This window comes from Klebsiella sp. GW_Kp181, assembly GCF_040062315.1.
Taxonomy (GTDB): Bacteria; Pseudomonadota; Gammaproteobacteria; order Enterobacterales; family Enterobacteriaceae; genus Klebsiella; species Klebsiella oxytoca.
The window spans coordinates 97,003-123,648 of record NZ_JBEAFR010000083.1; the positions used below are offsets into that span (position 1 = coordinate 97,003).

General features: G+C 57.3%; 23 protein-coding genes and 1 pseudogene. 9 read left to right on the forward strand and 15 right to left on the reverse strand.

Features of this window, described 5'->3' with window-relative positions; translation table 11 throughout:
• Positions 1-12: 12 nt before the first annotated feature.
• From pyrI to ridA, 3 genes are all read left to right on the forward strand, one after another.
• On the forward strand, positions 13-474 hold the full coding sequence (gene pyrI, locus ABLV11_RS23775; protein WP_004098115.1) for an aspartate carbamoyltransferase regulatory subunit: 462 nt from the start codon (positions 13-15) through the stop codon (positions 472-474).
• A 270-nt stretch (positions 475-744) separates the two neighbouring features.
• Positions 745-2,199: an N-acetylglucosamine-binding protein GbpA gene (gene gbpA / locus ABLV11_RS23780; protein ID WP_126488258.1), complete on the forward strand. Its 1,455-nt coding sequence runs from the start codon at positions 745-747 to the stop codon at positions 2,197-2,199.
• A gap of 152 nt (positions 2,200-2,351) precedes the next feature.
• Positions 2,352-2,738 carry a 2-iminobutanoate/2-iminopropanoate deaminase gene (ridA, locus tag ABLV11_RS23785; RefSeq protein WP_126488256.1) on the forward strand — a complete coding sequence of 129 codons (387 nt, stop codon included), beginning with the start codon at positions 2,352-2,354 and terminating at the stop codon, positions 2,736-2,738.
• 67 nt (positions 2,739-2,805) lie between these two features.
• On the opposite strand, the gene mgtA is transcribed toward ridA, so the two are convergent.
• Positions 2,806-5,514, reverse strand: a complete 2,709-nt coding sequence (gene mgtA, locus ABLV11_RS23790) for a magnesium-translocating P-type ATPase (protein ID WP_134883226.1) — start codon at positions 5,512-5,514, stop codon at positions 2,806-2,808.
• 379 nt (positions 5,515-5,893) lie between these two features.
• On the opposite strand from mgtA, the gene treR reads away from it, so the two are divergent.
• The 3 genes from treR (at position 5,894) to treC (ending at position 10,098) form a co-directional block, all read left to right on the forward strand.
• Positions 5,894-6,841, forward strand: a complete 948-nt coding sequence (gene treR, locus ABLV11_RS23795; RefSeq protein ID WP_105889552.1) for a trehalose operon repressor TreR — start codon at positions 5,894-5,896, stop codon at positions 6,839-6,841.
• Positions 6,842-6,969: 128 nt separating this feature from the next.
• On the forward strand, positions 6,970-8,388 hold the full coding sequence (gene treB / locus ABLV11_RS23800) for a PTS trehalose transporter subunit IIBC (RefSeq protein WP_004108948.1): 1,419 nt from the start codon (positions 6,970-6,972) through the stop codon (positions 8,386-8,388).
• Positions 8,389-8,442: 54 nt separating this feature from the next.
• Positions 8,443-10,098 (forward strand): alpha,alpha-phosphotrehalase, encoded by a 1,656-nt coding sequence (gene treC, locus ABLV11_RS23805; protein ID WP_224329675.1) that lies wholly within the window; start codon positions 8,443-8,445, stop codon positions 10,096-10,098.
• A gap of 105 nt (positions 10,099-10,203) precedes the next feature.
• Here treC and celB read toward each other — a convergent pair whose 3' ends face one another.
• The 3 genes from celB to ABLV11_RS23820 all read right to left on the reverse strand — a co-directional run bounded on the left by celB (position 10,204) and on the right by ABLV11_RS23820 (position 13,281).
• On the reverse strand, positions 10,204-11,559 hold the full coding sequence (celB, locus tag ABLV11_RS23810; RefSeq protein ID WP_004108952.1) for a PTS cellobiose transporter subunit IIC: 1,356 nt from the start codon (positions 11,557-11,559) through the stop codon (positions 10,204-10,206).
• 26 nt (positions 11,560-11,585) lie between these two features.
• Positions 11,586-12,893, reverse strand: a complete 1,308-nt coding sequence (locus ABLV11_RS23815) for a 6-phospho-beta-glucosidase (RefSeq protein ID WP_348855894.1) — start codon at positions 12,891-12,893, stop codon at positions 11,586-11,588.
• A gap of 79 nt (positions 12,894-12,972) precedes the next feature.
• Positions 12,973-13,281, reverse strand: a complete 309-nt coding sequence (locus ABLV11_RS23820; protein ID WP_016809334.1) for a PTS sugar transporter subunit IIB — start codon at positions 13,279-13,281, stop codon at positions 12,973-12,975.
• 258 nt (positions 13,282-13,539) lie between these two features.
• On the opposite strand from ABLV11_RS23820, the gene ABLV11_RS23825 reads away from it, so the two are divergent.
• The 3 genes from ABLV11_RS23825 (at position 13,540) to nrdG (ending at position 17,587) form a co-directional block, all read left to right on the forward strand.
• A complete protein-coding gene (locus tag ABLV11_RS23825; protein ID WP_004108963.1) occupies positions 13,540-14,283 on the forward strand; it encodes a MurR/RpiR family transcriptional regulator in 744 nt (247 codons plus the stop codon).
• Between the two features lie 370 nt (positions 14,284-14,653).
• Positions 14,654-16,792, forward strand: coding sequence for an anaerobic ribonucleoside-triphosphate reductase (gene nrdD, locus ABLV11_RS23830; RefSeq protein WP_163529535.1), 2,139 nt, complete (start codon positions 14,654-14,656; stop codon positions 16,790-16,792).
• A 330-nt stretch (positions 16,793-17,122) separates the two neighbouring features.
• The gene (gene nrdG, locus ABLV11_RS23835) at positions 17,123-17,587 is read left to right on the forward strand and encodes an anaerobic ribonucleoside-triphosphate reductase-activating protein (RefSeq protein ID WP_163529536.1); all 465 of its coding nucleotides are present in this window, start codon (positions 17,123-17,125) and stop codon (positions 17,585-17,587) included.
• 10 nt (positions 17,588-17,597) lie between these two features.
• Here the strand turns inward: nrdG and ABLV11_RS23840 are convergent.
• The 11 genes and pseudogenes from ABLV11_RS23840 to ABLV11_RS23890 form a co-directional block, all read right to left on the reverse strand.
• Positions 17,598-17,869 (reverse strand): annotated as a pseudogene (locus tag ABLV11_RS23840) (type II toxin-antitoxin system RelE/ParE family toxin); the annotation flags it as partial.
• Positions 17,851-19,761 (reverse strand): PRD domain-containing protein, encoded by a 1,911-nt coding sequence (locus ABLV11_RS23845; RefSeq protein WP_032728793.1) that lies wholly within the window; start codon positions 19,759-19,761, stop codon positions 17,851-17,853. The pseudogene ABLV11_RS23840 and the gene ABLV11_RS23845, both read right to left, overlap by 19 nt.
• A 22-nt stretch (positions 19,762-19,783) precedes the next feature.
• A complete protein-coding gene (locus ABLV11_RS23850) occupies positions 19,784-20,935 on the reverse strand; it encodes a lactonase family protein (protein ID WP_134883216.1) in 1,152 nt (383 codons plus the stop codon).
• Between the two features lie 167 nt (positions 20,936-21,102).
• A complete protein-coding gene (locus ABLV11_RS23855) occupies positions 21,103-21,843 on the reverse strand; it encodes a KDGP aldolase family protein (protein WP_004108976.1) in 741 nt (246 codons plus the stop codon).
• The gene (locus ABLV11_RS23860) at positions 21,840-22,958 is read right to left on the reverse strand and encodes a DgaE family pyridoxal phosphate-dependent ammonia lyase (RefSeq protein WP_004108979.1); all 1,119 of its coding nucleotides are present in this window, start codon (positions 22,956-22,958) and stop codon (positions 21,840-21,842) included. The genes ABLV11_RS23855 and ABLV11_RS23860 overlap by 4 nt, the downstream gene beginning before the upstream one ends.
• Positions 22,942-24,075, reverse strand: coding sequence for an amidohydrolase/deacetylase family metallohydrolase (locus ABLV11_RS23865; RefSeq protein WP_134883213.1), 1,134 nt, complete (start codon positions 24,073-24,075; stop codon positions 22,942-22,944). Before ABLV11_RS23865 ends, ABLV11_RS23860 begins: the two co-directional genes overlap by 17 nt.
• Before the next feature lie 42 nt (positions 24,076-24,117).
• Positions 24,118-24,762, reverse strand: coding sequence for a DUF4310 family protein (locus ABLV11_RS23870; protein ID WP_004098076.1), 645 nt, complete (start codon positions 24,760-24,762; stop codon positions 24,118-24,120).
• A 12-nt stretch (positions 24,763-24,774) separates the two neighbouring features.
• A complete protein-coding gene (locus ABLV11_RS23875; protein ID WP_004098075.1) occupies positions 24,775-25,551 on the reverse strand; it encodes a DUF4311 domain-containing protein in 777 nt (258 codons plus the stop codon).
• Between the two features lie 21 nt (positions 25,552-25,572).
• Positions 25,573-25,872, reverse strand: a complete 300-nt coding sequence (locus ABLV11_RS23880) for a DUF4312 family protein (protein ID WP_004108982.1) — start codon at positions 25,870-25,872, stop codon at positions 25,573-25,575.
• 2 nt (positions 25,873-25,874) lie between these two features.
• Entirely contained in the window at positions 25,875-26,237 is a 363-nt protein-coding gene (locus tag ABLV11_RS23885) for an SFCGS family glycine-rich protein (RefSeq protein ID WP_004098072.1), read from the reverse strand.
• 11 nt (positions 26,238-26,248) lie between these two features.
• Positions 26,249-26,587 carry a glycine dehydrogenase gene (locus ABLV11_RS23890; RefSeq protein WP_004108984.1) on the reverse strand — a complete coding sequence of 113 codons (339 nt, stop codon included), beginning with the start codon at positions 26,585-26,587 and terminating at the stop codon, positions 26,249-26,251.
• Positions 26,588-26,646 lie beyond the last annotated feature (59 nt).

Here is a 26,646-nt window from a genome sequence, read left to right on the forward strand (position 1 = left end):
GGGGAAATAAAGATGACACACGACAATAAATTACAGGTAGAAGCCATCAAACGTGGCACCGTTATCGACCATATCCCGGCGCAGGTCGGTTTTAAGCTGCTGACGCTGTTCAAACTAACCGAAACGGATCAGCGCATCACCATCGGCCTGAACCTGCCGTCAGGCGAAATGGGCCGTAAGGATTTAATCAAAATTGAGAACACCTTCCTGACCGATGAGCAGGTCAACCAGCTATCCCTGTATGCGCCTCAGGCCACGGTGAACCGCATTGATGAGTATGAAGTCGTTGGTAAATCCCGACCGAATCTGCCGGACCGTATCAATAACGTGCTGGTATGCCCGAACAGCAACTGCATCAGCCACGCCGAGCCGGTGTCCTCCAGCTTTGCGGTGAAGAAACGTGAAAACGATATCGCGCTGAAGTGCAAATACTGTGAAAAAGAATTTTCACATCATGTCGTGCTGGCAAACTAAATTTATTAGCGTCATCAGGAGCAGCCCCGAAAAGGGGCCTGTTCCTGAAAGCATCATATACATTAAACGCGCGGCTGCCATTTCAATGTTCGTTTGAAAAGGCATCACTCTATCTCAGTTTATTATCATTTACGATCGTCTCACCTCATTGCTAAAATGAGTCATTATTTATATTCATCATTAAATATCATCGATATTGCTCCGGTATTTTTCGCTTTATACACTGCATAAACGCTTTCCAATAATTAATCATTGTTCACTGGATGAATTATGCAACTGAAGAAATTATCGATATATACCGCCGCATTATTATTTACCTCCTCGGCGTTGGCTCATGGCTACGTGGCGTTTCCGCCCAGTCGGGCCTATCAATGTAATACAGGCAAAAACAGCGACTGCGGTTCAGTACAGTGGGAGCCGCAAAGCGTTGAGCAAGCGAGCGGTTTTCCTGAAGGCGCAATGCCGCCGGACGGTCAGCTGGCCAGCGCGGGTAAAGCCAACTTCTCGCAGCTTGATAGCCAGAGCCCGACTCGCTGGGCTAAAAGCGCAATAAAGAGCGGGGAAAATAACTTCATCTGGCACCATTCTGCCCCCCATAAAACTACCAACTGGCGTTATTACATAACCAAACAGAACTGGGACCAAAATAAGCCGCTGACGCGCAGCGATTTTGAAAGTAAGCCCTTCTGTCAAATTGACGGTAACGGCATGACGCCGGCTATTGAGGTCACCCACTCATGTAATGTGCCAGAGCGTACCGGTTATCAGGTTATTTATGCAGTCTGGGAAATCGCCGATACGGCAAATAGTTTTTATCAGGCCATTGACGTCGATTTTGGCGGTACCGGCGATGACGCTGAGAACAGTTCCCTCTGGACAACGCAGCTTACCGGTCAGCTGAGCGGAAAAGATCTTCATGCTGGTGATAAAGTCATTGCCCATTTCTTTAATGCCAGCGGAGAGGTTCATTCGCTGCAAACGGAATTGACTATTGCCAGCGAAGCGCAAGGGAAATCCAGCCAATGGTCTTACGATTTGGCGGAAGTCATTAATACCGCACACCATGATAGCCTGCGTGCCGGAGTAAAAGACGGCAGTGGCAACATTAATCCCATCTATGGCGTTAACCAGGTGTATGCGCCGCAAGGCAGCGCGTTGCAAAGCGTCACGCTGAGTTATAGCGAATCGCAAGCGGACGATACCGCGAAAGAATCCCTGAGCCTCAGCAACGTCGCCGTAACCCACATCGAAAACGGCAAAGCAACGGTGACTTTCAACGCCGCGGCCAAAGGCGAAATGCATCTCACCGCCGTCGTCAGCGATCATGCGGGTGCAGAGAAAGGGAGTCTCCAGCAAACGATAGATAATCGCTCTCTGGCGTTATCGATTCCACTGACCAACGTTCAGGCAGGCCATCATATGCTGCGCTACTCAGCCAGTAATGCGCAGGGCGCCATCATCAGCCAGGGTGTGATCAACCTGATGCTGGAAGAGAAGAGCGAACCAACGCCAGCGCCTGCGGGAAACTACGATTATACCTTCCCGGATAACCTGAAAAGCTATACGGCGGGAACGAAGGTCATGCAGCCTAAAAATGGCAAAGTGTACCAATGTCGTCCGTTCCCCTACAGCGGCTACTGCGTGCAGTGGAGCCAACACGCCAGCCAGTACGAGCCGGGGGTTGGCTCTGACTGGGCGATGGCCTGGACCGAAGTCGCCCAATAATTCTCCCGGCGGCTCACGCCTTATGCGGATAGCGCCCTGCGTTATCCGCTTTTCTCCTTCGCAAAATGCGGCCTGCTTAATGATAAAGCAGCCAGCACTCTTTATAATGGCCCACGCCAGTCTGATTACATTTAAATATTTCAGGAGAACTCATGTCTAAAACTATCGCGACGGAAAATGCGCCAGCAGCCATCGGCCCGTACGTTCAGGGCGTTGATCTGGGTAACATGATCATCACTTCCGGGCAGATCCCGGTAGACCCGAAAACCGGCAGCGTGCTGGAAGAGGTTGCAGCTCAGGCGCGTCAGTCGCTGGAGAACGTGAAAGCTATCGTCGAAGCCGCGGGCCTGAAAGTGGACGATATCGTTAAAACCACCGTTTTCGTGAAAGACCTCAACGATTTCGCAACCGTTAACGCTGCGTATGAAGCCTTCTTCACCGAGCACAACGCCACCTTCCCGGCGCGCTCCTGCGTGGAAGTGGCGCGTCTGCCGAAAGACGTGAAGATTGAGATTGAAGCGATCGCTATTCGTCGCTAATCGTAGACAGTATGAACAAAGGCAGCCCGTGGCTGCCTTTGTTGTTTCTGCTCGTAAAGCGCCTCGCTCACTGCCAGCCGTAGCGACGGCTGTAAAAGCCCTTAACCATTTGGGTCAGGGTCATATAGCCCGCCAGGATAGCAATCAGCCATGGGAAGTAGCTTAACGGCAGCGCCTGAAGCTGTAGATACCCCGCCAGCGGTGAGAACGGCAGCGCTACCCCAACCACCATGACCAGCAGCGTCATCACGATCAGCGGCCAGGCCGCGCGGCTCTGGATAAAGGGGATCCGCCGCGTGCGGATCATATGCACGATCAGCGTCTGTGACAGCAGGCCCACCACAAACCAGCCGGACTGGAACAGGGTCTGATGTTCCGGCGTATTGGCGTGGAACACCCACCACATCAGGCAGAACGTCAGAATATCGAATATCGAACTGATCGGCCCAAAGAAGACCATAAAGCGCCCGAGATCCGCCGGGTTCCAGCGCTGCGGTTTACGGATCTGCTCATCGTCAACGTTATCAAACGGAATGGCGACCTGGGAGACATCGTACAGCAGATTCTGGATCAGCAGATGCAGCGGCAGCATCGGCAGGAACGGCAGGAAGGCGCTGGCCACCAGCACGCTGAACACGTTGCCGAAGTTGGAGCTGGCGGTCATTTTGATGTATTTGAGCATATTAGCGAAGGTCCGGCGGCCTTCAATAACTCCCTCTTCCAGCACCATCAGGCTCTTCTCCAGCAGGATGATATCCGCCGCTTCACGAGCAATGTCCACGGCGCCGTCGACGGAAATACCGATATCCGCCGCGCGCAGCGCCGGGGCGTCGTTAATGCCGTCGCCCATAAATCCCACCACGTGTCCTTCGCGTTTCAGCAGAGTCACGATACGCTCTTTGTGCAACGGCGCCAGGCGCGCAAACAGGGTGGTACGTTTTGCCAGCTCGGCCAGTTCATCATCGCTCAGCGCTTCAACCTGGCTGCCGATGACCACTTCACCCGCATCCAGACCTACTTCGTGGCAGACTTTGGCCGCCACCAGCTCGCTGTCTCCGGTCAGGATTTTGACCGTAATACCGCTGGCCTTCAGCGCTTTCAGCGCCGGGGCTGTGGTCTCTTTCGGCGGGTCCAGGAAAGCGATATAGCCTTCAAGGATCAGGTCGGATTCATCCGCGCGCTGGTAGTCGCCTTCGCGGGCGGGCAGATACTTCGTCGCCACCGCCACCACGCGCAATCCCTGACGATTGAGGCTGTCGGTCACCCGACGGATGCGCCGCAGCATGGTGTCGTCCAGCGGTACGATGTCGCCGTTATAGCGCACCTGGGTCGAGACGTTGAGGATCTCCTGCAGCGCCCCTTTGCAGATCAGTTGATGAACGTTGCTCTGCTCCTGCACCACCACCGACATGCGGCGACGCTCAAAATCGAACGGGATCTCATCCACTTTCTGCCAGCGTTCCGCCAGCCCGCGCGCCGACTCCTGTTCAACGCCTTCCAGCACTGCGGTATCGAGCAGATTCTTCAGTCCGGTCTGATAGTGGCTGTTCAGCCAGGCCGTATGCAGCACGCGTTCGCTCACCTTGCCGGAGACATCGGTGTGGTTCTCCAGCACGATTTTATCCTGCGTCAGGGTACCGGTTTTATCGGTGCACAGAATGTCCATCGCGCCAAAGTTCTGTATCGCGTCGAGGTGCTTGACGATCACTTTCTGTTTTGACAGCTTCACCGCCCCGCGCGCCAGGGTCGAGGTGACGATCATCGGCAGCATCTCCGGGGTCAGGCCCACCGCGACGGAGAGCGCGAACAGCGCCGCCTCCCACCAGTCGCCTTTGGTATAGCCGTTAATCAGCAGCACAACCGGCGTCATCACCAGCATAAAGCGGATCAGCAGCATGCTGACCCGGCTGATCCCTTTCTGAAAGGCGTTCGGCTCGCTTTCCTGCTCGCTGACGCGGCCAGCCAGTTGACCAAACCAGGTACCGCCGCCGGTGGCGAAAACAATCGCCTGCGCCGAACCGCTCACCACGTTGGTGCCCATAAAGCACAGAGTGTCGCACTCCAGCGGGTTCGTCTGCAGCGGGTCGCGGGTACGGGCGACTTTTTCAACCGGCAGCGATTCACCGGTCAACGACGCCTGGGCGACAAACAGATCGCGCGCCTGAAGAACGCGCAGATCTGCGGGGATCATGTCTCCCGCCGATAGCTTAACGATATCCCCCGGCACCAGCTGGTCGATGGGCAGCTCGCACCAGCGGCTTTCACCCTGCTCATTCACCACCCGCAGTACCGTCGCGGTATTGCTGACCATCGCCTTCAGGGCGTCCGCCGCTTTGGTCGAGCGGGCTTCCTGGATAAAGTTCAGCAGCGTGGAGATCCCCACCATCAGGGCGATGACCGCCGCGGCAAACAGATCTTCCGTCGAGTAGGAGACGATACCCAGGACGGTCAACAGCAGGTTGAAGGGGTTGCGATAGCAGCTCCACAGATGCACCCACCAGGGTGACGGCTTCTGCGCCGGGATCTGGTTTTCGCCATACCGGGCGATTTTCTGCGCCACTTCGCCTGCATTGAGCCCTTCCGGATGGCTGGCGAAAGCGCGCCAGATTTCGTTCTCATCCATTGCCGCGACGTTCAGGCACTGCTTGCCAAGAGAATCGGGGATCGGCGCGCTCGCCATATTGCGGGCATCAGGAAGCGGATCGCGCTGGACTAAACGATGCGGTAAATGGCGGCCAAGCTGGGCGAACAGCTGGCGGGTAAAATTTTTCAACATAAACGGTCCCTCCGCGCTCGCACGAGCGAACGCAGCGCTAACGACAGGCGCAAGTCAACCTTACCTGTCAGGCATATTATTTTTATGGCAGGGACATCAAAGACATCGCTGCTTTACGCTTCCGGTAAAGCAGCGCTAAGCAGATTTACCGGAAAAAGTGGTAGCTCCATCGAGGATGAGGAGTGGGATCGGGGTCCATAAAATCTCCGGTAAATGAATACAAACGGCGCGAATTATAACGTCACCGATAATCTATTTGTGGCTATTATGGCGATGATACCCCCCGGCAACTAAACCAGACGTAAACCAGACTTTGCTCATTGTGGTTTCGTTGAGTAGCATTAGGCTCACTTTAAGCGGACTACAACGAGAACCCTGCATGCAAAACCGGCTGACCATCAAAGATATCGCGCGCTTAAGCGGCGTCGGGAAATCGACGGTATCGCGCGTGCTTAATAACGAAAGCGGCGTTAGCGAACGCACTCGCGAGCGAGTCGAAGCGGTGATGCAGCAGCACGGTTTTTCACCCTCTCGTTCTGCCAGGGCGATGCGCGGCCAAAGCGACAAAGTGGTGGCGATTATCGTCACGCGTCTGGATTCATTGTCGGAAAACCTTGCCGTCCAGACCATGCTGCCCGCCTTTTACGAGCAGGGCTACGATCCGATTATGATGGAAAGCCAGTTCTCCCCGGCGCTGGTAGAGGAGCATCTCGGCATGCTCGCCCGGCGCAATATCGACGGCGTGGTGCTGTTTGGTTTTACCGGCATCCATGAAGAGATGCTCACCCCGTGGCGGGAGACGCTGGTGCTGCTGGCCCGCGACGCGCCGGGCATCGCCTCCGTGTGCTATGACGATGAAGGGTCGATCAGGATGCTGATGCAGCGCCTGTACGATCGCGGGCATCGCCACATTAGCTTCCTCGGCGTTCCGCACAGCGACGTCACCACCGGGCAGCGCCGCCACCAGGCCTACCTCGATTTCTGCCGTCAAAAGCACCTCTCGCCCCTTGCCGCGCTGCCGGGCCTGGGCATGAAGCAGGGCTACGAAAACGTCGTCTGCCTGCTGTCGGCTGAAACCAGCGCGCTGGTCTGCGCCACCGACACCCTCGCGCTGGGGGCCAGCAAATATCTCCAGCAACAGGGTATCGATCATCTCCAGCTTGCCAGCGTCGGCAGCACGCCGCTGATGAAATTTCTCCACCCGGAGATCCTGACCGTCGATCCCGGCTACGCCGAGTCCGGACGCCAGGCGGCTAAGCAGCTGATCGAGCAGATCGCCGGCAGTCGGGAGCCTCGTCAAATCGTCATTCCCGCCGTACTGAATTAAGCCAGTCTTAACGATTTATGTGATCTTCGCTGCGTTTCGGGAACGTTCCCATTTTGCAATTCAAACGGAGCGAGTAGGATCCGCTGCAAGTTAAATGCAACCTCTCCCCTCGGTCATGAGGCCTCATCATGAGTAAAGTAAATCAGCAGGACATCGATAAACTTATCGAACTGGTGGGCGGACGCGATAATATCGCCACCGTCAGCCACTGTATTACCCGTCTGCGCTTTGTGCTGAATAATCCAGCCATTGCCAAACCGAAAGAAATTGAACAACTACGCATGGTGAAGGGCTGCTTTACCAACGCCGGTCAGTTCCAGGTGGTGATCGGTACCGAGGTTGGCGACTACTATAAAGCGCTACTGGCGACCACCGGCCAGGCCAGCGCGGATAAAGAGCAGGCCAAAAAAGCCGCACGCCAGAATATGAAGTGGCATGAACAGCTCATTTCACATTTCGCGGAGATCTTCTTCCCGCTGCTACCTGCGCTGATCAGCGGCGGCCTGATCTTAGGCTTCCGCAACGTGATCGGCGATCTGCCAATGAGCAACGGCCAGACGCTGGCGCAGATGCATCCGTCGCTGAAAACCCTTTATGACTTCCTGTGGCTGATTGGCGAGGCGATCTTCTTCTACCTGCCGGTGGGTATCTGCTGGTCTGCGGTAAAGAAAATAGGCGGCACGCCGATCCTCGGCATCGTGCTGGGCGTTACGTTAGTTTCTCCGCAGCTGATGAACGCCTACCTGCTGGGTCAGCAGGTGCCGGAGGTATGGAACTTCGGCCTGTTTACGATTGAGAAAGTCGGCTACCAGGCGCAGGTGATTCCGGCCTTGATGGCGGGGCTGGCGCTCGGCTTTATTGAAACGCGGCTGAAACGCATCGTGCCTGACTATCTTTACCTGGTGATCGTGCCGGTCTGTTCGCTGATCCTGGCGGTCTTCCTCGCGCACGCCTTTATCGGACCGGTTGGCCGCATGATTGGCGACGGCGTGGCCTGGGCCGTGCGTCATCTTTTAACCGGCAGCTTTGCGCCGATTGGCGCCGCGCTGTTCGGCTTCCTGTACGCCCCGCTGGTGATCACCGGAGTCCATCAGACCACGCTCGCCATCGATATGCAGATGATTCAAAGCATGGGCGGTACGCCGGTATGGCCGCTGATTGCGTTGTCCAACATCGCTCAGGCGTCGGCAGTGGTGGGGATAATCATCGCCAGCCGTAAACAGAACGAACGCGAAATCTCCGTTCCGGCCGCCATTTCCGCCTATCTCGGCGTGACGGAACCCGCTATGTACGGTATCAATCTGAAATACCGCTTCCCGATGCTTTGCGCGATGGTCGGCTCCGGTCTTGCCGGGCTGCTGTGCGGACTGAACGGTGTGATGGCCAACGGCATCGGCGTCGGTGGCCTGCCGGGCATTCTCTCTATTCAACCCACCTACTGGCAGGTTTACGCACTGGCGATGGCCATTGCCGTGATTGTGCCGATTGTCCTGACGACGGTCGTTTACCAGCGCAAATTTCGCCAGGGCACCTTACAGATTGTCTGACGTCTTATTTCCGGGGCGCGCTGTCGCCCCCCTTTTTTGTAGCAGGAACGCAATATGAATACCCTTCCCCTCTGGTGGCAAAACGGCGTTATTTATCAAATCTATCCAAAGAGTTTCCAGGACACCACCGGGACCGGCACCGGCGATTTGCGCGGCGTCACCTCCCGCCTCGACTATCTGCAAAAGCTCGGCGTTGACGCTATCTGGCTGACGCCGTTTTACGTCTCGCCGCAGGTGGATAACGGCTACGATGTGGCCAACTATACCGCTATCGATCCCGCCTACGGCACGCTCGACGATTTCGACGAGCTGGTGGCCCAGGCGAAGGCGCGAGGAATTCGTATCGTGCTGGATATGGTGCTGAACCACACATCGACCGAGCACGCCTGGTTCCGCGAAGCGCTCAACAAAGAGAGCCCGTATCGTCAGTTCTATATCTGGCGCGACGGCGAACCGACCACGCCGCCGAACAACTGGCAATCTAAGTTTGGCGGCAACGCCTGGCAGTGGCACGCCGAAAGCGAGCAGTACTATCTGCATCTGTACGCCGTTGAGCAGGCGGATCTGAACTGGGAAAATCCGGCGGTGCGCGCGGAGCTGAAAAAAGTCTGCGAATTCTGGGCCGATCGCGGCGTCGATGGCCTGCGCCTCGACGTGATCAATGTTATCTCCAAAGACCAGACCTTCCCGTCCGATACCGCGGGCGACGGCCGCCGCTTTTATACCGACGGTCCGCGAGCGCACGAATTTTTGCAGGAGATGAGCCGCGATGTCTTTACCCCGCGCAACCTGATGACGGTGGGCGAAATGTCCTCTACCACCCTTGAGCATTGCCAGAAGTACGCGGCGCTCGACGGCAGCGAAATATCGATGACCTTTAACTTCCACCACCTGAAGGTAGACTATCCTGGCGGTAAAAAGTGGGAGCTGGCGCGCCCGGATTTCGTGGCGTTGAAATCACTGTTCAGGCACTGGCAGCAGGGAATGCACAATCGCGCCTGGAACGCGCTGTTCTGGTGTAATCACGATCAGCCGCGCATCGTCTCCCGTTTCGGTGATGAAGGGGAATACCGCGTCCCGGCGGCGAAAATGCTGGCGATGGTGCTGCACGGCATGCAGGGCACGCCCTATATTTATCAGGGCGAAGAGATTGGCATGACTAATCCGCACTTTACGCGCATCACCGATTATCGCGACGTTGAGAGCCACAACATGTATATCGAACGCGCGGCTCAGGGCCGGAACGCGGATGAACTGTTGGCGATTCTGGCCAGTAAATCGCGCGATAACAGCCGCACGCCCATGCAGTGGAACCGCGGTGAAAACGGCGGATTCACCGCAGGCGAGCCGTGGATTGCGCTGTGCGACAACTATCGCGAGATTAACGCCGAAGCAGCGCTGGCGGACCCGGAATCCGTGTTTTATGCCTATCAGCAGCTGATTGCGCTGCGCAAGAGCACGCCGGTGCTGACCTGGGGCGATTACCAGGACCTGCTGCCGGAACATCCGTCGCTGTGGTGCTACCGCCGTCAGTGGCAGGGACAAACGCTGGTCGTCGTGGCGAACCTGAGCCGCGAGTTCCAGCGCTGGCAGCCGGAAGCCATGAGCGGCGACTGGCGGACGCTCATGAGCAACTACGCGGAAGTGGCGAACCGCCCTGCCGATATGACCCTGCGCCCGTTTGAAGCGGTATGGTGGCTGCAGGCGTAACCCCCTCCCCGGCTTGCGCTACGCTTAGCCGGGCTACCGATTCACAGCCGTCTGCGGGCCGGTAGCCCGGGCAGGCGCGTCAAGCGCCGCCTCCGGGAATACGCTTTAAATACGGTCAGCCGCCGACAGCGTCGCGCTGGCCTCCGGCTGCGCGGACGCCTGCTCTTCTTTCGCCTTCAGGCGATCCCATACCCGGAAGAACGGATAATAGATCACCAGCGAGATCGCCAGGTTCACCACCTGCAGCACCGCGCCGGAAATATGCCCTCCGGTCGCCAGATAGCCGCTCATAAAAATAGGCGTGGTAAACGGCAGCGCAATCCCCGCCGGCTTCATCACCAGCCCGGTGGCCATCGCGGTATACGAGACAATCACCAGCAGGACCGGCGTCAAAATAAACGGCAAGAAGAAGTACGGGTTCATCACCAGCGGAATGCCGAATACCATCGGCTCGCTGATATTAAACAGCGCCCCCGGCGCGGCGATTTTTCCCAGCTGTTTCATCTGCTGGCTACGGCTGCGCAGCAGCATAAAAATCACCAGCCCCAGCAGCGCACCGGTACCGCCGGGCGCAATCCACAGATCATAAAACTGCTGGGTAATGATATGCGGGATCGGCAGTCCATTCTGAAACGCTTCCAGGTTTTCCGACATATTCGACAGCCAGACCGGGCGAATAAACACCAGCACAATGGTGTCGCCGTGCAGCCCCAGGGTCCACAGGATACCAATCAGGATCACCGAGATAATCATCCCCGGCAGCGAACCGCCGACGTGCGACATGGGAATACCGATAAGGGTGGTAATCATGCTATTGATATCGCCGAACGGCGAAGCTTCAACGATCAGGCGCAGCGCCAGCACCACGGCCAGCACGCAGAAACCGGGGATCAGGGCGAGAAAAGATTTCGCCACCGCGGGCGGTACGCCGTCCGGCATGCGGATCACCAGATTACGGCTGGCCACCAGGCGATAAATCTCTGTAGAGAGCAGCGAAATCACAATCGCCACAAACAGTCCCTGGCTGCCAATCATCCCCACCGGCAGCACGCCTTTGACGATTTGCGCCGCTGAACCGTCTGCCGGCGTAAAGAGCGTCACCTGGGGGATCGTCATCACAAACGCCACCAGCGACATCGCCCCGGCGCTTAGCGGATCCAGGGTGCGATATTTCTCCGCCAGCCGGTAGGCAATGCCGAAGGCGGAGAGCAGCGCCATGATGTCATAGGTCGCTTTGACCGGGTACAGCATCTTATCGCGCCAGGCATCGCCAAACACGCTGGCCATCAGCTCACCATAACCGGGGATCGGCAGATAAGCGAATATCAGGAAAAACGAACCGATCAGCATAAACGGCATATTAAGGATAATGCCGTCACGTACCGACAGGACATGCTTCTGCCCGCCGATTTTCAGCGCGGCGGGCATGACATAGCGTTCAATAAATGAAGTACGAGACATAATGGTATCCCCGAAGGCGGAAAAGTTTAGTTAAACTGCGTTAACCAGGGGCGGTTGATGGTTAACACCTCATCAAGCAGCGCCCGGGCATCGGTCACATTCCCGACCAGCGGGTTACTCACCAGCGCCAGCAGCGCGCTATCCCGGCAGCCGTGGACCGCGGCCTCAATCGTCAAGCGCTCGAAGGCTTTCACCTGTTGCGTCAGTCCGTTCATGATCGGCGGCAGCGCGCCAAAGGCCAGCGGTCGTGCGCCCTGCGCGTCAATAATGCTGTTAATTTCCACCACCGCATCATCATCGAAGCCGTGAATCGCGCCGTTGTTGCGGGTGTTGACGACCATCTCCTTGCCAAGATTGTTGTAGATGGCGTTAATCAGCTCCACCGCCACTTCGGAGTAGTACGCACCGCCGCGGAAGCTCAGCTGTTCGGGCTTTTCATCCAGATCGGGCCGGGCATAGATATCAAATAGCTCCTGTTCCACCTTCATCACCTGCTCTGCGCGGGTGCCTTTGGTTTTTGCCGCTTCAATCTCTTCCGCCAGCATCACCGGCGTCAGCCAGTAATAGCGATGATAGGGACAGGGGATCGCCTTCAGGGCCCGCAGAAACTCCGCCGGCCACGGCAGCGATTGAATATTGTTCATCGAGAGCGATTGACCGTCACACAGCATGTCGATGACCTTGCTGGTCACCTCTTCCCGCCCCTGCATCACCTTGTGTACCCAGACCATATGATTCAGCCCGGCGAAGCTCAGCCGAACCTCCTCTTCTTTTGCGTCCAGCATTCCGGCAATCATATGCTGCATATTGATGGGCACGTTGCACAGGCCGATAATTTTGGCGCTGCTGTAGCGACTCACCGCTTCCGTCACAATCCCGGCCGGATTGGTAAAATTGAGGATAAAGGCATCGGGCGCCAGCGCTTCCACCTTGCGGGCAACCTGTAAAATCACCGGAATAGTGCGCAGCGCTTTGGCAAATCCGCCGACGCCGGTAGTTTCCTGGCCCAGCAGCTGATACTTCAGCCCCAGACGCTCATCCGCCGCCCGCGCCGCCAGCTGACCAACCCGCAGCTGAGTCAGCACAAATTTAGCGCCGCGAATGGCCTCATCCAGGCTGAAATGCACGCTGACCTTAACCTGTTCGAGGCCATGGCGCTTAAACATACGCTGGGTCAGCGCGGCGATAATCGCCACTTTCTCGCGCCCGGCGTCAACATCGACCAGCGCCAGCTCCGTGACCGGAATCTGCTGATGGCGAAGGATGATGCCTTCGATAAGTTCCGGCGTATAGCTGCTGCCGCCGCCGATTACAGCTATTTTCAATGCTTGCATAGTGGCCTCATTTTTGGCGTACAGATCCCCGAGCAAGGCCGCAGTGGCTTTGCGAAATGAACGCGTTGATGGGAAAGCGTTAGTGGTTCAGCAGAGCGAGCGCTTTATCCAGTACGGCGGCCCCGCGCATCATGCCGTAATCCGCCATGTCGATCACCGCCACGGCTTTTCCGTGCGGGGCAGCAAGCTCCGTCAACCGGGCCGCTTCATATTTCACCTGCGGCCCCAGCAAAATCACGTCGGCATTGGGCAACTCGCGCTCAAACTCGGCGACGGGTACAGCGTAAATCTCCAGCGCCAGCGCGCGCTGTTGCGCCTCGGCTTTCATTTTGTTAACCAGCATGCTGGTGGACATTCCGGCGGCGCAGCACAGGACAATACGTGGCATAATTCCTCCCATGGGTTTTGCTTGAGCGAGTGCTAAACAGGCACCATCGACTATAGGGCGAGGTGCGGGTACAGAAGAAGGCTATATGAAATTTTTTTTCATGTACGTGATCGAGGCGTTATTTTTCACCCTTATAATTGCCCATAAAAAGCAGAATCAGCAATAATCCCAGGCATTACGCGTGATTAAGTGGTATAAAAAGCCATCATTATTTGAAAAATATTTTCAATCTGGCGGTGGCAGAGAGAGGCTGAAAGCATGGATATCGTAGGACAGTTACAGGAAGGCATGACTCGCTTAAGCGCTCAGGAATCGAAGGTCGCGGCATTTATTCTGCAGAATTTAAGTTTTACCGCCAGCGCCTCGATTGATGAACTGGCGGCGCGCGCTGGCGTGAGCGCAGCCACGATTACCCGCTTTGCCCGCTCCGTAGGCTGCGAGGATATTCGTGATTTGCGTAAGCAGCTGGCGCAGGCTTGCGAACGGCGCACCGGTTGGCTAAACGAAGAGAGCGCCGCGCTGCCCGCCGCGTGGCGCGACAAATTAAGCCTGATTAGCACAAGTCTGGAACAACAGCTGGTAAGCACCCCCGAATCTACGCTGCAAAAGCTGCGCACGCGTCTGCAAAATGCCCGCGCCGTACACTGTTTCGCCCTTGGCGCACAGGATATTGCGCTGGCCACGCTGCTCCAGCACCAGTTGCTCTCCATCGGGATCGTGATGAATCTCTGCCAGGACAGCGCCCTGATGCGCATGATAGCCAGTACCCTTAGTGACGATCATCTTCTGCTGGTGCTGGCAACCGGCGAGGCCGATGCGATTTTGCAGGGCGCGACCCTGCTGGCCCGGGTACAAGAAGCGACAATTTTCGCCCTCACTCCCGCCGACCATTCATTAAGCAATATGGCCTCCGCGCTGCTGCCCCTGCCCGAGAATGCACAAGCCGCCCGCTACGCCCTGCTGCTGCTGGTCGACCTGCTTAACGACGCGCTGCTCGCCTGACGTTATCCCTATCGGGCCTGAATTTCCTGCGTTCAGGCCCCATTTTTGCTTATTTTATAAGCGGATAAATTTACATTAAGCGCAAGCGCCCATCATTCCTGCTCTCCTCTTTTTACTTTGTTCTGCATCAATAAAATTGCAAACATCTTTGATGCAAAGCACTACATATAGAACTTAAAATGCGCCCCGGCCCCACATATTGTATTAATAGTCTATTATGTCACCACAACCCATCGTACCCGGGCGGTGATGGGATGTGGATAAAAAGGGCCGGGATCGGAGGGAAACGGCGGCAGCTATAGCGCCCCGGGACTTCGGTTAACCTTCCGCCTCTGTGGATAACCTGTTCTATAAAAAGTATGGAGTGATCATGACACCGCATGTGATGAAACGCGATGGCTGTAAAGTGCCGTTCAAGTCAGAGCGCATTAATGAAGCAATTCTACGTGCAGCTAAAGCAGCGGGAGTCGATGACGCAGACTATTGCGCCACCGTCGCAGAAGTCGTTAGCCAGCAAATGCAGGGCCGTACCCAGGTTGATATCAACGAGATCCAGACCGCCGTTGAGAATCAGCTGATGTCCGGCCCTTACAAGCAGCTGGCGCGTGCCTACATTGAATATCGCCACGACCGCGATAGCCAACGTGAAAAACGCGGTCGTCTGAACCAGGAAATTCGCGGCCTGGTTGAGCAGACCAACTCGGCGTTACTCAACGAGAACGCCAACAAAGACAGTAAAGTCATTCCTACCCAGCGCGATCTGCTGGCGGGTATCGTGGCTAAACACTATGCGCGTCAGCACCTGCTGCCGCATGACGTAGTGATGGCGCACGAGCGCGGCCTGATCCACTATCACGATCTCGACTATTCGCCATTCTTCCCGATGTTCAACTGCATGCTGATCGATCTTAAAGGCATGCTGACGCAGGGTTTTAAAATGGGCAACGCCGAGATTGAGCCGCCGAAGTCCATCTCTACCGCCACCGCGGTAACGGCGCAGATTATCGCGCAGGTCGCCAGCCATATTTATGGCGGCACGACCATCAACCGCATCGATGAAGTGCTGGCGCCGTTTGTTACCGAAAGCTTCAATAAGCACCGTAAAATTGCCGAAGAGTGGCAAATCCCCGACGCCGAAGGTTATGCCCGTTCCCGTACCGAGAAAGAGTGCTACGACGCCTTCCAGTCGCTGGAATATGAAGTGAACACCCTGCATACCGCCAACGGTCAGACGCCGTTCGTCACCTTCGGTTTCGGCCTCGGTACCAGCTGGGAATCGCGCCTGATTCAGCAGTCCATTCTGCGCAATCGCATCGCGGGACTCGGTAAAAATCGCAAAACGGCGGTGTTCCCCAAGCTGGTCTTCGCCATTCGCGACGGCCTGAACCATAAGTTTGGCGACGCGAACTACGACATTAAACAGCTGGCGCTGGAGTGCGCGAGCAAGCGCATGTATCCGGATATCCTCAACTACGATCAGGTCGTGAAGGTGACCGGCTCGTTCAAAACCCCGATGGGCTGCCGCAGCTTCCTCGGCGTGTGGGAAAACGAGGACGGCGAACAGGTGCACGATGGCCGCAACAACCTCGGCGTTATCAGCCTCAACCTGCCGCGCATCGCCCTGGAAGCCCGCGGCGACGAAGCTGTGTTCTGGAAACTTCTGGATGAGCGTCTGCAGCTGGCGCGTAAAGCGCTGATGACCCGCATCGCCCGTCTGGAAGGAGTGAAGGCTCGCGTTGCGCCGATTCTGTATATGGAAGGGGCCTGCGGCGTGCGCCTGAAAGCGGATGACGACGTTTCGGAGATTTTCAAAAACGGCCGCGCGTCGATTTCTCTTGGCTATATCGGTATCCATGAAACCATCAACGCGCTGTTCGGCAATAAGCCTATGTACGATAGCGAAGCGCTGCGTGAAAAAGGCGTCGCCATCGTTCAGCGTCTGCGCGAAGCGGTAGACCAGTGGAAAGACGAGACCGGCTACGGCTTTAGCCTGTACAGCACGCCGAGCGAAAATCTCTGCGACCGCTTCTGCCGTCTGGACACCGCTGAGTTCGGCGTGATCGAAGGCGTCACCGACAAAGGGTATTACACCAACAGCTTCCACCTCGATGTGGAGAAGAAGGTGAACCCGTACGATAAAATCGATTTTGAAGCGCCTTACCCGCCACTGGCTAACGGGGGCTTTATTTGCTACGGCGAGTACCCGAATATTCAGCACAACCTGCGGGCGCTGGAAGACGTGTGGGATTATAGCTATCAGCACGTGCCCTATTACGGGACCAATACGCCTATCGATGAGTGCTACGAGTGCAGTTTTACCGGTGAGTTCGAGTGTACCAGCAAAGGCTTCACCTGCCCGAAATGCGGCAACCACGATGCCTCTCGCGTGTCGGTAACCCGCCGGGTATGCGGTTATCTCGGAAGCCCGGACGCCCGCCCGTTCAACGCCGGCAAGCAGGAAGAAGTGAAGCGCCGCGTGAAGCATCTGGGCAACGGGCAGATCGGTTAATTCCAGGTGGTTTAGCCCCTTCCCCTCTCCCCAACGGGGAGAGGGGAAGGGGCCCCGTAGCCGTTTGGCCACTAAGGAGCCGTTCCCGGATCGCGGCGCAAAGCGCCTTATCCGGGCTACAACCGCGTATGCGGCTTTTCGTAGCCCGGCCGAGCGCAGCGACGCCGGGAGCTGTTCCCTTTACAAATGCACAGCCCCTCCGTTTTCGCAAAGCAATTAGCGTCAGAGCAAGGCGGTAAACGAGGGAATCCCCGGGAGCGTACATTAAGTACGTGAATGGGGTGAGCGAGCGCAGCCAACACGGCTATGGCGTTAATTGAGAAGCGAAAAATGAATTACCATCAGTACTACCCGGTAGATATTGTTAACGGTCCGGGCACCCGCTGCACCCTGTTCGTTTCCGGCTGCGTTCACGAGTGCCCCGGCTGCTACAACAAAAGCACATGGCGGCTGAACTCCGGCATGCCGTTTACCGCCGAGATCGCCGACCGCATCATTGCTGACCTCAACGATACGCGCATCAGGCGCCAGGGGATCACGCTTTCCGGCGGCGACCCGCTGCACCCGCAGAACGTGCCGGAGATCCTTAAGCTGGTGCAGCGCGTTCGCGCCGAGTGCCCCGGCAAAGATATCTGGGTATGGACCGGCTACAAGCTGGGCGAACTTAACGACGCGCAGATGCAGGTGGTGGATCTCATCAACGTGCTGGTTGATGGCAAATTTGTGCAGGATCTCAAAGACCCGGCGCTAATCTGGCGCGGCAGCAGCAATCAGGTGGTGCATCACCTGAGATAGCCTCTCGCGACAGCCGTTTATAGACGTTCCGATAGACGGCTAGTTTTTCTCGTTTTCTCATCGCAATAACATAAACCATCAATCATCACCTCATCCCGAACCTGATACACCAGTCGGTATCCCGCTGATTTCAGCTGAATTTTATAGCAGTCGGGTCAGCCGCGAAGATTCAATATGAAGGTTCTCCAGCACGACCGCCAGCTGACTTTTGAACTGCTCTTTTACGGTTTCACCCAGCTTATACCATTCTCTGGCAGCGCATCTCAAAACCGGCTGACGCACTCCATGGCCACCGCTTTAAACTCAGCAAAGCTGCGGGTGGCGGCAAGGCGGGTCATTGCGCGCTCGCGCAGGAAGGTGACGAAAATATCGTAGATCGCCATCGCCTCTTCATACTCGCTTTTACTGATGGCGAGCAGGAAGATGATATGCGCGGTTTCATCGCCCCAGGCGATGCCGTGCGGCGCAATTACGGTATAAACCACGGTCTTTTTTGCCAGCAGCCCGAGGGCGTGAGGTAACGCGATCCCGTCGCCGAGCATGGTACTGACGATAGCCTCACGCTCCGCGACCGAATCATGGAACTCCGCCCCGACAAACCCCTCCTGCTGCAGCTGCTGGCACAGCGTAGCAAACAGCGCCTGCTGATCCATCGGGGTATCTATCACCTGAAAGTGGGTCTCATCAAAATACTTATTCAGCATCCAGGGACGGGTGCGGTCCACCAGCACCAGCTTGCCGATTTGGTCGAGCTGGTAGTCGGTAGGAAATGGCGCAATGGTAACTACCGGCTTATCTTTCTCGCTGATGCGCACGGTGGAAATGACAAAATCTTCCGCGATCTCTTCCCGCTGTTCATATTCGCGCTGCGAGAGGGTGGCGGCAATTTCCAGCTGCGGATACTTACGCTGCAGGATGGCTTCAATCATCCTCACCATCGCATTGCTGGTATCGCAGACCAGCAGCACCTGAGGCTGGCGCTGGTAGCCGATATTGTAATGGCGCTCCAGCCCGACGCCGATATGCAGCACCAGAAAGCCGATCTCGTTTTCGCTGATGGCGTAGGGGGTATATTTTCCCCAGCTGGATACCGCCGCCAGGGTCATGTCCCACGCCATGGGGTAGTGCTGTTTGATATTTTCCAGAAGCGGGTTGGGGATCATTATCTGGTAGCGCACGCGGGTGATCATGGTCTTAATATGGGTCAGCAAATCCGCATGCAGCTGGGCATCCTCCAGCAAATTATAGTTATATTGCTGATTGATATAGCGCAGGATGTAGTTCACCAGCGCTTCGTCGTCGTCGGCGCTGATAGTCCCCGGATCGACATCCTGCACCTGGCGGGCGGCAAGGTGGACGCACAGCCACTCCTCTTCCGCCGGAGCAAGCGGTTTGCCCGCCAGCTGCTGCATCGTATTTGCCAGCTCGCGGGCGGCATCGCGTACGTTTTGCGCGACATCCTCGGCGCTAAAATCGGCTAAAGGATATCCTTCGCTCACTCGGCGCACGGCAACCGCGCCGTACAGGCAAATAAAGCGCTCCCCGGCGTCGGTCAGGCGAACGTGATGGCGGGTTAGCGTTTCCTGCAGCACGCCAGCCAGCAGCGTCGGTACGCTGGCATCAAACGCTTCTTCACCGATAAGCGGGTTCAGCGGCCCCTGCTGACTTAGCTCCCACAGCAGATCGGTCAGGCAGGCGCGAATGGAGACCTCGCTGCCGAACAGCTTCATACCGTGACGCGGCCGGGTCTCAAGGGTGAGCTGATAACGCTGAAAGCGCTCGCGTACGTCAACCATATCGCCCTGTAAGGTGGCGCGGCTGACGAACCACGCATCGGCCAGATCCTCCAGCTTGATTGAGAAAGCGGAAGTTAAAAAGCGCACCAGCAAAAAGTGGATGCGATCCGCCGCGGTTCGCGGGATATGCTGCGCTTTCGGCGCACTCTCTTCCAGCGTCTGATAGCGCGACGAATCGTGAATCACCAGCTGATAACCGCTGCCGCGGGTGAGGATAAACTGCGCGCCATAGTGCTGCAGCAGCGCATTCAACGCGGTGATGTCCGCGCGCACCGTGCGAGTAGAAACCGACAGCCGCTGCGCCAGCTCCTCCTGGGGCAGCGTTTCGTTTTGCAACAGGGTAAACAGCTGCGCTAAACGTTGATTGGGAAATCGCATGTCAGTTCCTTTTTCTTACGGCTCAGGGTTGAGCGGATATCACCATCTGCGACGGGCTGCCAACCGGGGTATAGTCCGGAGAGAACGTCAGCCTGCCATCCTTCGGCGCGACGCGAAAGCGGGTGATGTTGTCGCTACGCTGGTTCATGACGTACAGCCACTGCCCCTGACTGTCGAGCGTCAGCGTGCGCGGATAGTCGCCGCGGGTCCAGATATCGTCCTGATGGCGCAGGCTACCGTCTGCCAGCACCGTAAAGTGGCCGATGCTGTTATGCAGTCGATTGGCAACGTACAGCTGCTTGCCGTCGCGGCTCAGAACCAGACCGGCGGCAAAACTGGTGCCCTTATACGCTTCCGGCAGCGCCGAGACCGTTTTCCCCTCGCGCAACAGGCCGCTTTGCTTATCGAGATGATAGAAAGTGAGCGTCGACGCCTCTTCGTTAATTAACCATAGCCCGTCGCCCTGCGGCGTAAACACAAAATGGCGCGGTCCGGCGCCGGGAGATGAGGCCGCAATAAACGGCGGATCGTTCGGCGTTAGCTTCCCGGTGGCGTTATCCAGCCGGTACTGATAGATCCGATCCAGCCCGAGGTCGGTGGAGTAAACGAACTTACCGCTGGGATCGGCGGCGATCATATGGGCGTGGGGGCCGTTATGATCGCTAATGGCAAAACTGCCTTCAACGGCTGCCGCCGGGCGTTCCGCACCCGCAGGGCCTTGATCCTGATGCACGTCCACCGCCTCGCCCAGGTTACCATCTTCTTTCACCGGCAGCACGGCGATACTACCGCTGACGTAGTTTGCCACCAGCAGATGGCGTCCATCGGAAGTCAGGGAGAGATAAACCGGCCCGGCGCCGCCGGAAGCGACCTGATTCAGCTCACTCAGTTCGCCGTTACTGCCGATGCGCCACGCCTGCACCACACCCTTTTCCACTTCGCTGGCGGCGTACAGGGTTTTGCCATCCGCCGAAACGGTGAGCTGGGCCAGGTTAGGTAGCTTAGCGACCAGCGCTTTATCGCGCAGTTCCCCAGTCTGGTTATCGACGGTAAAGCGATACAGGCCTTCCCCATTGGGGTTGTAGGTACCGACCCAGGCGTACTGGGTTTGCGCAGCGGCGCCGGCGGCGAGCAGAGAGAGTGAAGCAACAAGCAGGTGACGAGCGGTTGGCATGGTGACTCCTTGATGGTTCGGTGGAGGTTTCCCCTTACCCTAATCCTCGCCCATAGGGCCGAGGGCGCAGTTCGGTATTTCTTCGCGCGATCGGCGCAAAAGGCTCCGTCTCTGCTTTTCTCCCTCTCCCTGTCAGGGAGAGGGCCGGGGTGGAGGGGCAATCGGCGCTATTGTACTAACTGTTTGGTGATCGAAAGCAGCTGACGCACGTCCGCCGGGCGGGTATTACCGCTGGCTTTATCAATAATCGAACTGTAGATATGCGGGATAATTTTACTCACGCCGGCGTCCAGCGCGATCTGCAGGATCTCGCCGTAGTTTTCCAGATCGATCCCGCCGGTGGGCTCCAGCCAGAAATCATGACGGGCGCAGGCCTCGGCCACCGCAATAAACTCGTCACGATGCTTTAGCCCGCCCATCGGAAAGTATTTGATCGAACTGCCGCCCATATCTTTCAGCAGCGCAATCGCGGTTTCCAGCGGCACGATGCCGTCCGGCGCGCCGCTGCTGAGCGGGCCGGTGGAGATCTTCACCCTTCCCGGCGTACCGGTTGGCGACACCAGGCCGTTAACCACGGTTTCGTTCTGGCCCAGCAGCGCGCGGCTGGTCGCCACGCCGGTAAATACCTGGTTGACGTGCTGCGGCTGCACCTGACGCGAAATTTCGCTGACCATCGCCGACTGGTTCGGGTCGCCCGCGCCCAGCCCCACGGAGAGCGCGTTATCAATCCGCTGCGCGTATTCACGCATATCGGCAACCGCGCTGGCGACGTCCGGGTAATTTTTGGAGAGCACGCCCACCAGTACATGACCTTCCGCCGCCTCATAAATCTCGCTGGCGTTCTCTTTGCTTCCCGCCAGCACGTTCAGGCAGACGCGGTCACGATAAAAATTAGGGGTCAGTTTCATGCGTTTTTCTCCTTGTTCAAAACCTCTGCGATGCGACGGGAGACAATCTCCAGCTGCTGCGCGTTCACGCTGCGGACATCAGCTTCAATAATGCCTTCATTTGCTTTATAGCCACGGAAGTAGATGGCGTATTCGCCCTGCTTCAGCGCATTGACCAGATCGCCGGTGTTGACGCCGGTCACTGCTTCATCAAACTTAATCTCCGCCCGCGCGATATCGCGGCCGGCGCTGTCCCAGACCACGCGCGCGGTGACGCCATCGAGCGTATTAAGCTGCTGAATAAACGGCGTCATCTTCGCCACCATCTCTTCACCGCTCTCTTTGCTCGCCGTCAGATAGTGTTCAATGGCGCAGGTCAGGCCGAGGATCCCCTCTTTACCCACCTTCATCGCCCGGCCAATGCCGTTCGACTGGCGTTTGACCCACTCAACGTATTGGGTTTTGCCGATAACCAGCCCGCTGGTCGGCCCTTCTATCGCCTTCGCGCCGCTATAAATCACCAGATCCGCGCCGGCGCGATAGTAGGCCTGGAGGTCTTCTTCCGCCGCCGCATCGACAATCAGCGGCAGATTATGGCTCTTCGCCACCGCTGCCGCCTGCGCCACGTTGAGCATGCTTTTCTGTACGCAGTGGTGGGATTTGATATACAGAATGGCCGCGGTGCGCGGGGTGATAGCCGCCGCCAGCTGCCCGGCGGAACATTCGTTGGCGTAGCCCGCTTCCACCAGCCTGCCGCCGCCCAGCGCTACCATGGTGCCCACCGGCGCGCCAAAGTTGACGTTGTGGCCCTTAGGCAGCACGATTTCGTTGTTTTCAATCGGCGTCACGTGCAGGTTTTCCAGCAGCCAGTCGCTGTCTTTTACCAGCACCGCCGCCACCGACTGGGCGATGCCAGCCGAGGCGCAGGAGACAACGGTCGCCCCTTCCACGTCCAGCAGCTTCGCAATATACGCGCCGGTTTTATTGACCAGATCTTTCATCTCGAAGTACTGGTTCATCCCCGCCATCGCGGCTTCCACGACTTCCGGTCGCGGCGTCGAGACGCCGAGAATGGTCATGCGCCCGGAGGTGTTAATGACCTGCTTTAAATCATATTTCTCAAAAATCGAAGGCATTTTCCGCGCTCCCTTGTTCGGTCAGATAGCCCTTGCCCGCGCGAATGGCGGCAAGCGGCAGCAGAATCTTGTCGGCCTGAAGGCTCTCTTTTTCAGCATCCACCAGCACCGTTGGCGTCTGCGCGAGAGTAAACAGCGTCAGGTCAGCGTCATAGCCCACTTCCAGCCGCCCTTTATGGGAAAGATGCAGGCCTTCCGCGGCGTTGGCGGTCACGCAGTCGATAACCTGCGGCAGCGACATCCCTATAGCGAGGAATTTCGACATCACCAGCGCCAGCGAGCGCACCGGACCGTCGATACGGTTGCGGCAGTAAATATCGGAGCTGATGGTGTGCGGCAGAATGCCCATGGCAATCGCCCGGCGCGCCACTTCGAAGCTGAAGCTGGCGGTGCCGTGGCCGATATCAAGGCGCACGCCGCGCTGTAGCGCGCGGGTAATCGAACTCTTCAGCTCGCCGGACGGCGTCAGAATGCGGTTGGGCTTGCCGTTATAGCAGTGAGTAATAATGTCGCCGGAGGTCAACAGATCGGCGATTTCATCCAGTTCGGGCGGATTGTTGCCGATATGCACCATCAGCGGCAGGCCGCCGTTTTCCTGCTGAATTGCCTTTGCGCGCGCCAGCGGCGTAATGCCGTTTTCACCCACCACGCTGCTGCTCATCCGCGCCTTCAGGCCGACGATAAAGTTCGGGTAGCGGTTGACCGCCTGCTTCACCGCCTCTGCGTCGATATTCGCCATATTGGCCAGTTCATTCTGGGCAATCAGCCCGACGCGGGAAATGTTAAGCAGGGCATAAACCTCGGTCGCGGCTTTACGGGTCAGTTGGTAGAAGTCATCAACGTCGTCCGCACCGGTGCTGCCCGCGTCAATCACGGTGGTCACGCCGGTAGCAACCCCCACGCTGTCCGGCTCATCATGGTAAATCGGCGAGTTCGGATAGCAGTGAACGTGAGAGTCAATCCAGCCTGCGCTGACGTAATAGCGGCTGTCCAGTTCAAGGGTTTTGCGCGCAGGCGCGCTAATCTCGCCAAGCGCCGCTATTTTACCGTCCCGGATGGCGATATCGGTCAGGGTATCGTCGACGAGGCGCGCACGGCGCAGGAGTAAATCAAACATATCTCTCTCCTGTTAACGCGGGCGCCGAGGCGCCCGCAGGACTTAACTAATCGCCACCGGGAAGATTGACCCAAGAAGCATGGCGCCAAGGATCGCGCCGCCGGTGATAGGCTTCTGCCAGATGTAGAACAGCAGCGCGCCCGCCAGGGAACCGATGCCGATTGGAATAGAAGCGGTCATGGCGCTGAGGATAATCAACGGTCCGAGGAAGCGGCCTGAGGCGTTACCGGCCCCCATCATGACGTCCGCGCCGTAGGTGGAGTCGCTCTGGTTGATGGTGAATTTGCGCGCCAGGATAATGATGTAGCCAATGGCGAGCCCCAGCACCAGGCCGGTGACCAGCGAGGCGGCAAAGTTGGCGACCGGGAAAACAAAGCCCGCGCCGAGCAGCAGAGCCGGAACGCCTAAGCCGACGCCGGTCTGGATCGCCCCGCCGATATCCAGAATCCCCACCAGTGAGCCTTCGATAATACGCGCGAACAGGAAGCTGGCGCCGAACGCCGCGACCGCGCCGTAGGCACCGGTATCAATTCCCGCTTTCAGCATCGCCACGAAGGCGACTTCGTTAAACGCGCCGATGCCGTAGAGGTAGTACATATGCGTCCCGGCAAAAACGCCGGCGGAGAGCAGACCAACAAAGATCGGGAACGACCAGTCGGCATACCAAAAACCTTTATTTTGTTCCATGAGAGGCCCCTGTTATTTACCGCTGAGCGAGTTGTGGATCAGTTCCAGCCAGTTCGGCACGGTCAGATGGAAGGATTCAATCATCTTCATGTCGAAACCGCGGAAGAAGCCGCTCAGAACGAACAGCGCGACGATTGCTACCATCATCACTTTGGTGACGCGGTGCCAGCCGCTCTCTTCCACGCCTTTCCCGATCAGGATGCCCAGCACCAGGCCCGGGACGGCGTTACCCATAATCAGCTGCGCCGCGCCGCCGAAAATCGTCGCCCAAAAGCCCGACTTTTTGCCGGCATCAATCGCCGCCAGCCAGAAGATGACCGGCATCACCGTGTTCACCAGCAGGTTTGCCGCCGGAACCAGCACTTTGACCGCCGTCACCTGTAGCGCTTCCGGTACTGAAGAGGCGGTCAGGTTGAGGAAAGCCACAACGATCATGCCGATAATGCCGCAAGCGATGGCCATCTTTTTCGGATCGTGCAGCGTCTCGCCGACGTTGCGGTTTTTGATCATCAGCGCTGCCGCCCCCCAGTTGGGGATGATGCGGTGGTCAACGTCCTGAGTGAAGGAGCCTGCCGCGACGGAAGAGGCCCAGGCGTTGAAGAAGAAGCCCAGACCAAAAGAGAAGTGTGAAGCCGGATCGCCTTCACATGAATTCAGCTCGCCCAAGGTACGAAACGCCCCCATCCCCTGCGTGGTGGGCGCATGAAACATGCGTGCCGCTCCGGCGCCTACGCCGACGCCGACCAGGCCGCCGATGATGAGCGATTTTATTAAAATTATCAGGAACATAGTCTGACCCTTTGGTGAAAATCAGGTTTGCGTGACGAAATCCACTTTATCGAGATTAATGGCGGTCACGGTGACGGTAACGTTCAGCTCCACGCTGTAGGTCCGTCGCTCACGGCGCAGAAAGAAGAATAAAAATGCCTCTTTCCGTACCGCTTCACGCGCATGAACAACCTCCACATCCTGTGGTTCAATACGCAGTAAGATGTGCGGCGACGTTTTCATCACCGCCGCCTGGACATGGTTCAGGGCATCGGCGAAAGCACGCGTTTTGCTCTCGCCTTTGCCGGTAACGCTCACCGTGGTGGTGAATTGCTCTTTCATACTCACGCGCCGTATTTCTTCTTCCAGGCTTCCACCAGGCGTTCGCCCAGTTCTTCTTTATCCATAAAGCCGAAGCCCAGTACGTTGTAGCCTTCGTTGATCGCGGTGACGCCCTCATCAACGGAACGCATGCCATATTTTGCTTTGTAGCCATGCTTATTCTGCGCGGTGATTGCCCCTGCGCCGCCGCTGCCGCAGAAAGAGATACCGAAGGTAGCGTTTTCGGCTTTCATCATGTCGCCCAGTTTCATATCCGCAGCAACGCCCGGAACGACAACGGCGCGAGCGCCAGCTTTTTCCGCACCTGCGGCAACTTTTTGACCTTTACCCAGGCGATCGCCAATAACAACGGTGATTTGTTCCATTTGTATGCTCCTTACAGGTTATCTTTCGCGACTTCGAAGTGGACGGACAGCAGCCAGGCTTCTTCATCTGGCAGATTGCCGAACTGCGCGACCACTTCGCGGGCCAGCATCATTGAATCTTCTGAGATCTCTTCGAACAGGCTGGCATCCACTTCCGGCAGCGGCTCGCCGCTGATTGACCGATGGGCCATCGCCCGAACGTGGGAAGTCAGCATTTGCTCCTGAACGTCGTTGGGAACGATGTTGCGGCGGCTTAATAGCGCGAAAACCTGCTGCAGCATCCTGTCGGCCAGCTGTTCGGTTAGCGTGGCCTGCTCCTCTGGGACGTGTGTTACCGCTCCGTTATTCACTTGATTTACCCCGTTGATGTCTCTGGGGATAACACTAATGCCGGGGGATAAGAGTTTGT

Excerpts from the sequence above, each read along its gene's own strand:
- pyrI (WP_004098115.1), top strand. The coding sequence starts at position 13 with ATGACACACGACAATAAATTACAGGTAGAAGCCATCAAACGTGGCACC.
- gbpA (WP_126488258.1), top strand. The coding sequence starts at position 745 with ATGCAACTGAAGAAATTATCGATATATACCGCCGCATTATTATTTACC.
- ridA (WP_126488256.1), top strand. The coding sequence starts at position 2,352 with ATGTCTAAAACTATCGCGACGGAAAATGCGCCAGCAGCCATCGGCCCG.
- mgtA (WP_134883226.1), bottom strand. The coding sequence starts at position 5,514 with ATGTTGAAAAATTTTACCCGCCAGCTGTTCGCCCAGCTTGGCCGCCAT.
- treR (WP_105889552.1), top strand. The coding sequence starts at position 5,894 with ATGCAAAACCGGCTGACCATCAAAGATATCGCGCGCTTAAGCGGCGTC.
- treB (WP_004108948.1), top strand. The coding sequence starts at position 6,970 with ATGAGTAAAGTAAATCAGCAGGACATCGATAAACTTATCGAACTGGTG.
- treC (WP_224329675.1), top strand. The coding sequence starts at position 8,443 with ATGAATACCCTTCCCCTCTGGTGGCAAAACGGCGTTATTTATCAAATC.
- celB (WP_004108952.1), bottom strand. The coding sequence starts at position 11,559 with ATGTCTCGTACTTCATTTATTGAACGCTATGTCATGCCCGCCGCGCTG.
- ABLV11_RS23815 (WP_348855894.1), bottom strand. The coding sequence starts at position 12,893 with ATGCAAGCATTGAAAATAGCTGTAATCGGCGGCGGCAGCAGCTATACG.
- ABLV11_RS23820 (WP_016809334.1), bottom strand. The coding sequence starts at position 13,281 with ATGCCACGTATTGTCCTGTGCTGCGCCGCCGGAATGTCCACCAGCATG.
- ABLV11_RS23825 (WP_004108963.1), top strand. The coding sequence starts at position 13,540 with ATGGATATCGTAGGACAGTTACAGGAAGGCATGACTCGCTTAAGCGCT.
- nrdD (WP_163529535.1), top strand. The coding sequence starts at position 14,654 with ATGACACCGCATGTGATGAAACGCGATGGCTGTAAAGTGCCGTTCAAG.
- nrdG (WP_163529536.1), top strand. The coding sequence starts at position 17,123 with ATGAATTACCATCAGTACTACCCGGTAGATATTGTTAACGGTCCGGGC.
- ABLV11_RS23845 (WP_032728793.1), bottom strand. The coding sequence starts at position 19,761 with ATGCGATTTCCCAATCAACGTTTAGCGCAGCTGTTTACCCTGTTGCAA.
- ABLV11_RS23850 (WP_134883216.1), bottom strand. The coding sequence starts at position 20,935 with ATGCCAACCGCTCGTCACCTGCTTGTTGCTTCACTCTCTCTGCTCGCC.
- ABLV11_RS23855 (WP_004108976.1), bottom strand. The coding sequence starts at position 21,843 with ATGAAACTGACCCCTAATTTTTATCGTGACCGCGTCTGCCTGAACGTG.
- ABLV11_RS23860 (WP_004108979.1), bottom strand. The coding sequence starts at position 22,958 with ATGCCTTCGATTTTTGAGAAATATGATTTAAAGCAGGTCATTAACACC.
- ABLV11_RS23865 (WP_134883213.1), bottom strand. The coding sequence starts at position 24,075 with ATGTTTGATTTACTCCTGCGCCGTGCGCGCCTCGTCGACGATACCCTG.
- ABLV11_RS23870 (WP_004098076.1), bottom strand. The coding sequence starts at position 24,762 with ATGGAACAAAATAAAGGTTTTTGGTATGCCGACTGGTCGTTCCCGATC.
- ABLV11_RS23875 (WP_004098075.1), bottom strand. The coding sequence starts at position 25,551 with ATGTTCCTGATAATTTTAATAAAATCGCTCATCATCGGCGGCCTGGTC.
- ABLV11_RS23880 (WP_004108982.1), bottom strand. The coding sequence starts at position 25,872 with ATGAAAGAGCAATTCACCACCACGGTGAGCGTTACCGGCAAAGGCGAG.
- ABLV11_RS23885 (WP_004098072.1), bottom strand. The coding sequence starts at position 26,237 with ATGGAACAAATCACCGTTGTTATTGGCGATCGCCTGGGTAAAGGTCAA.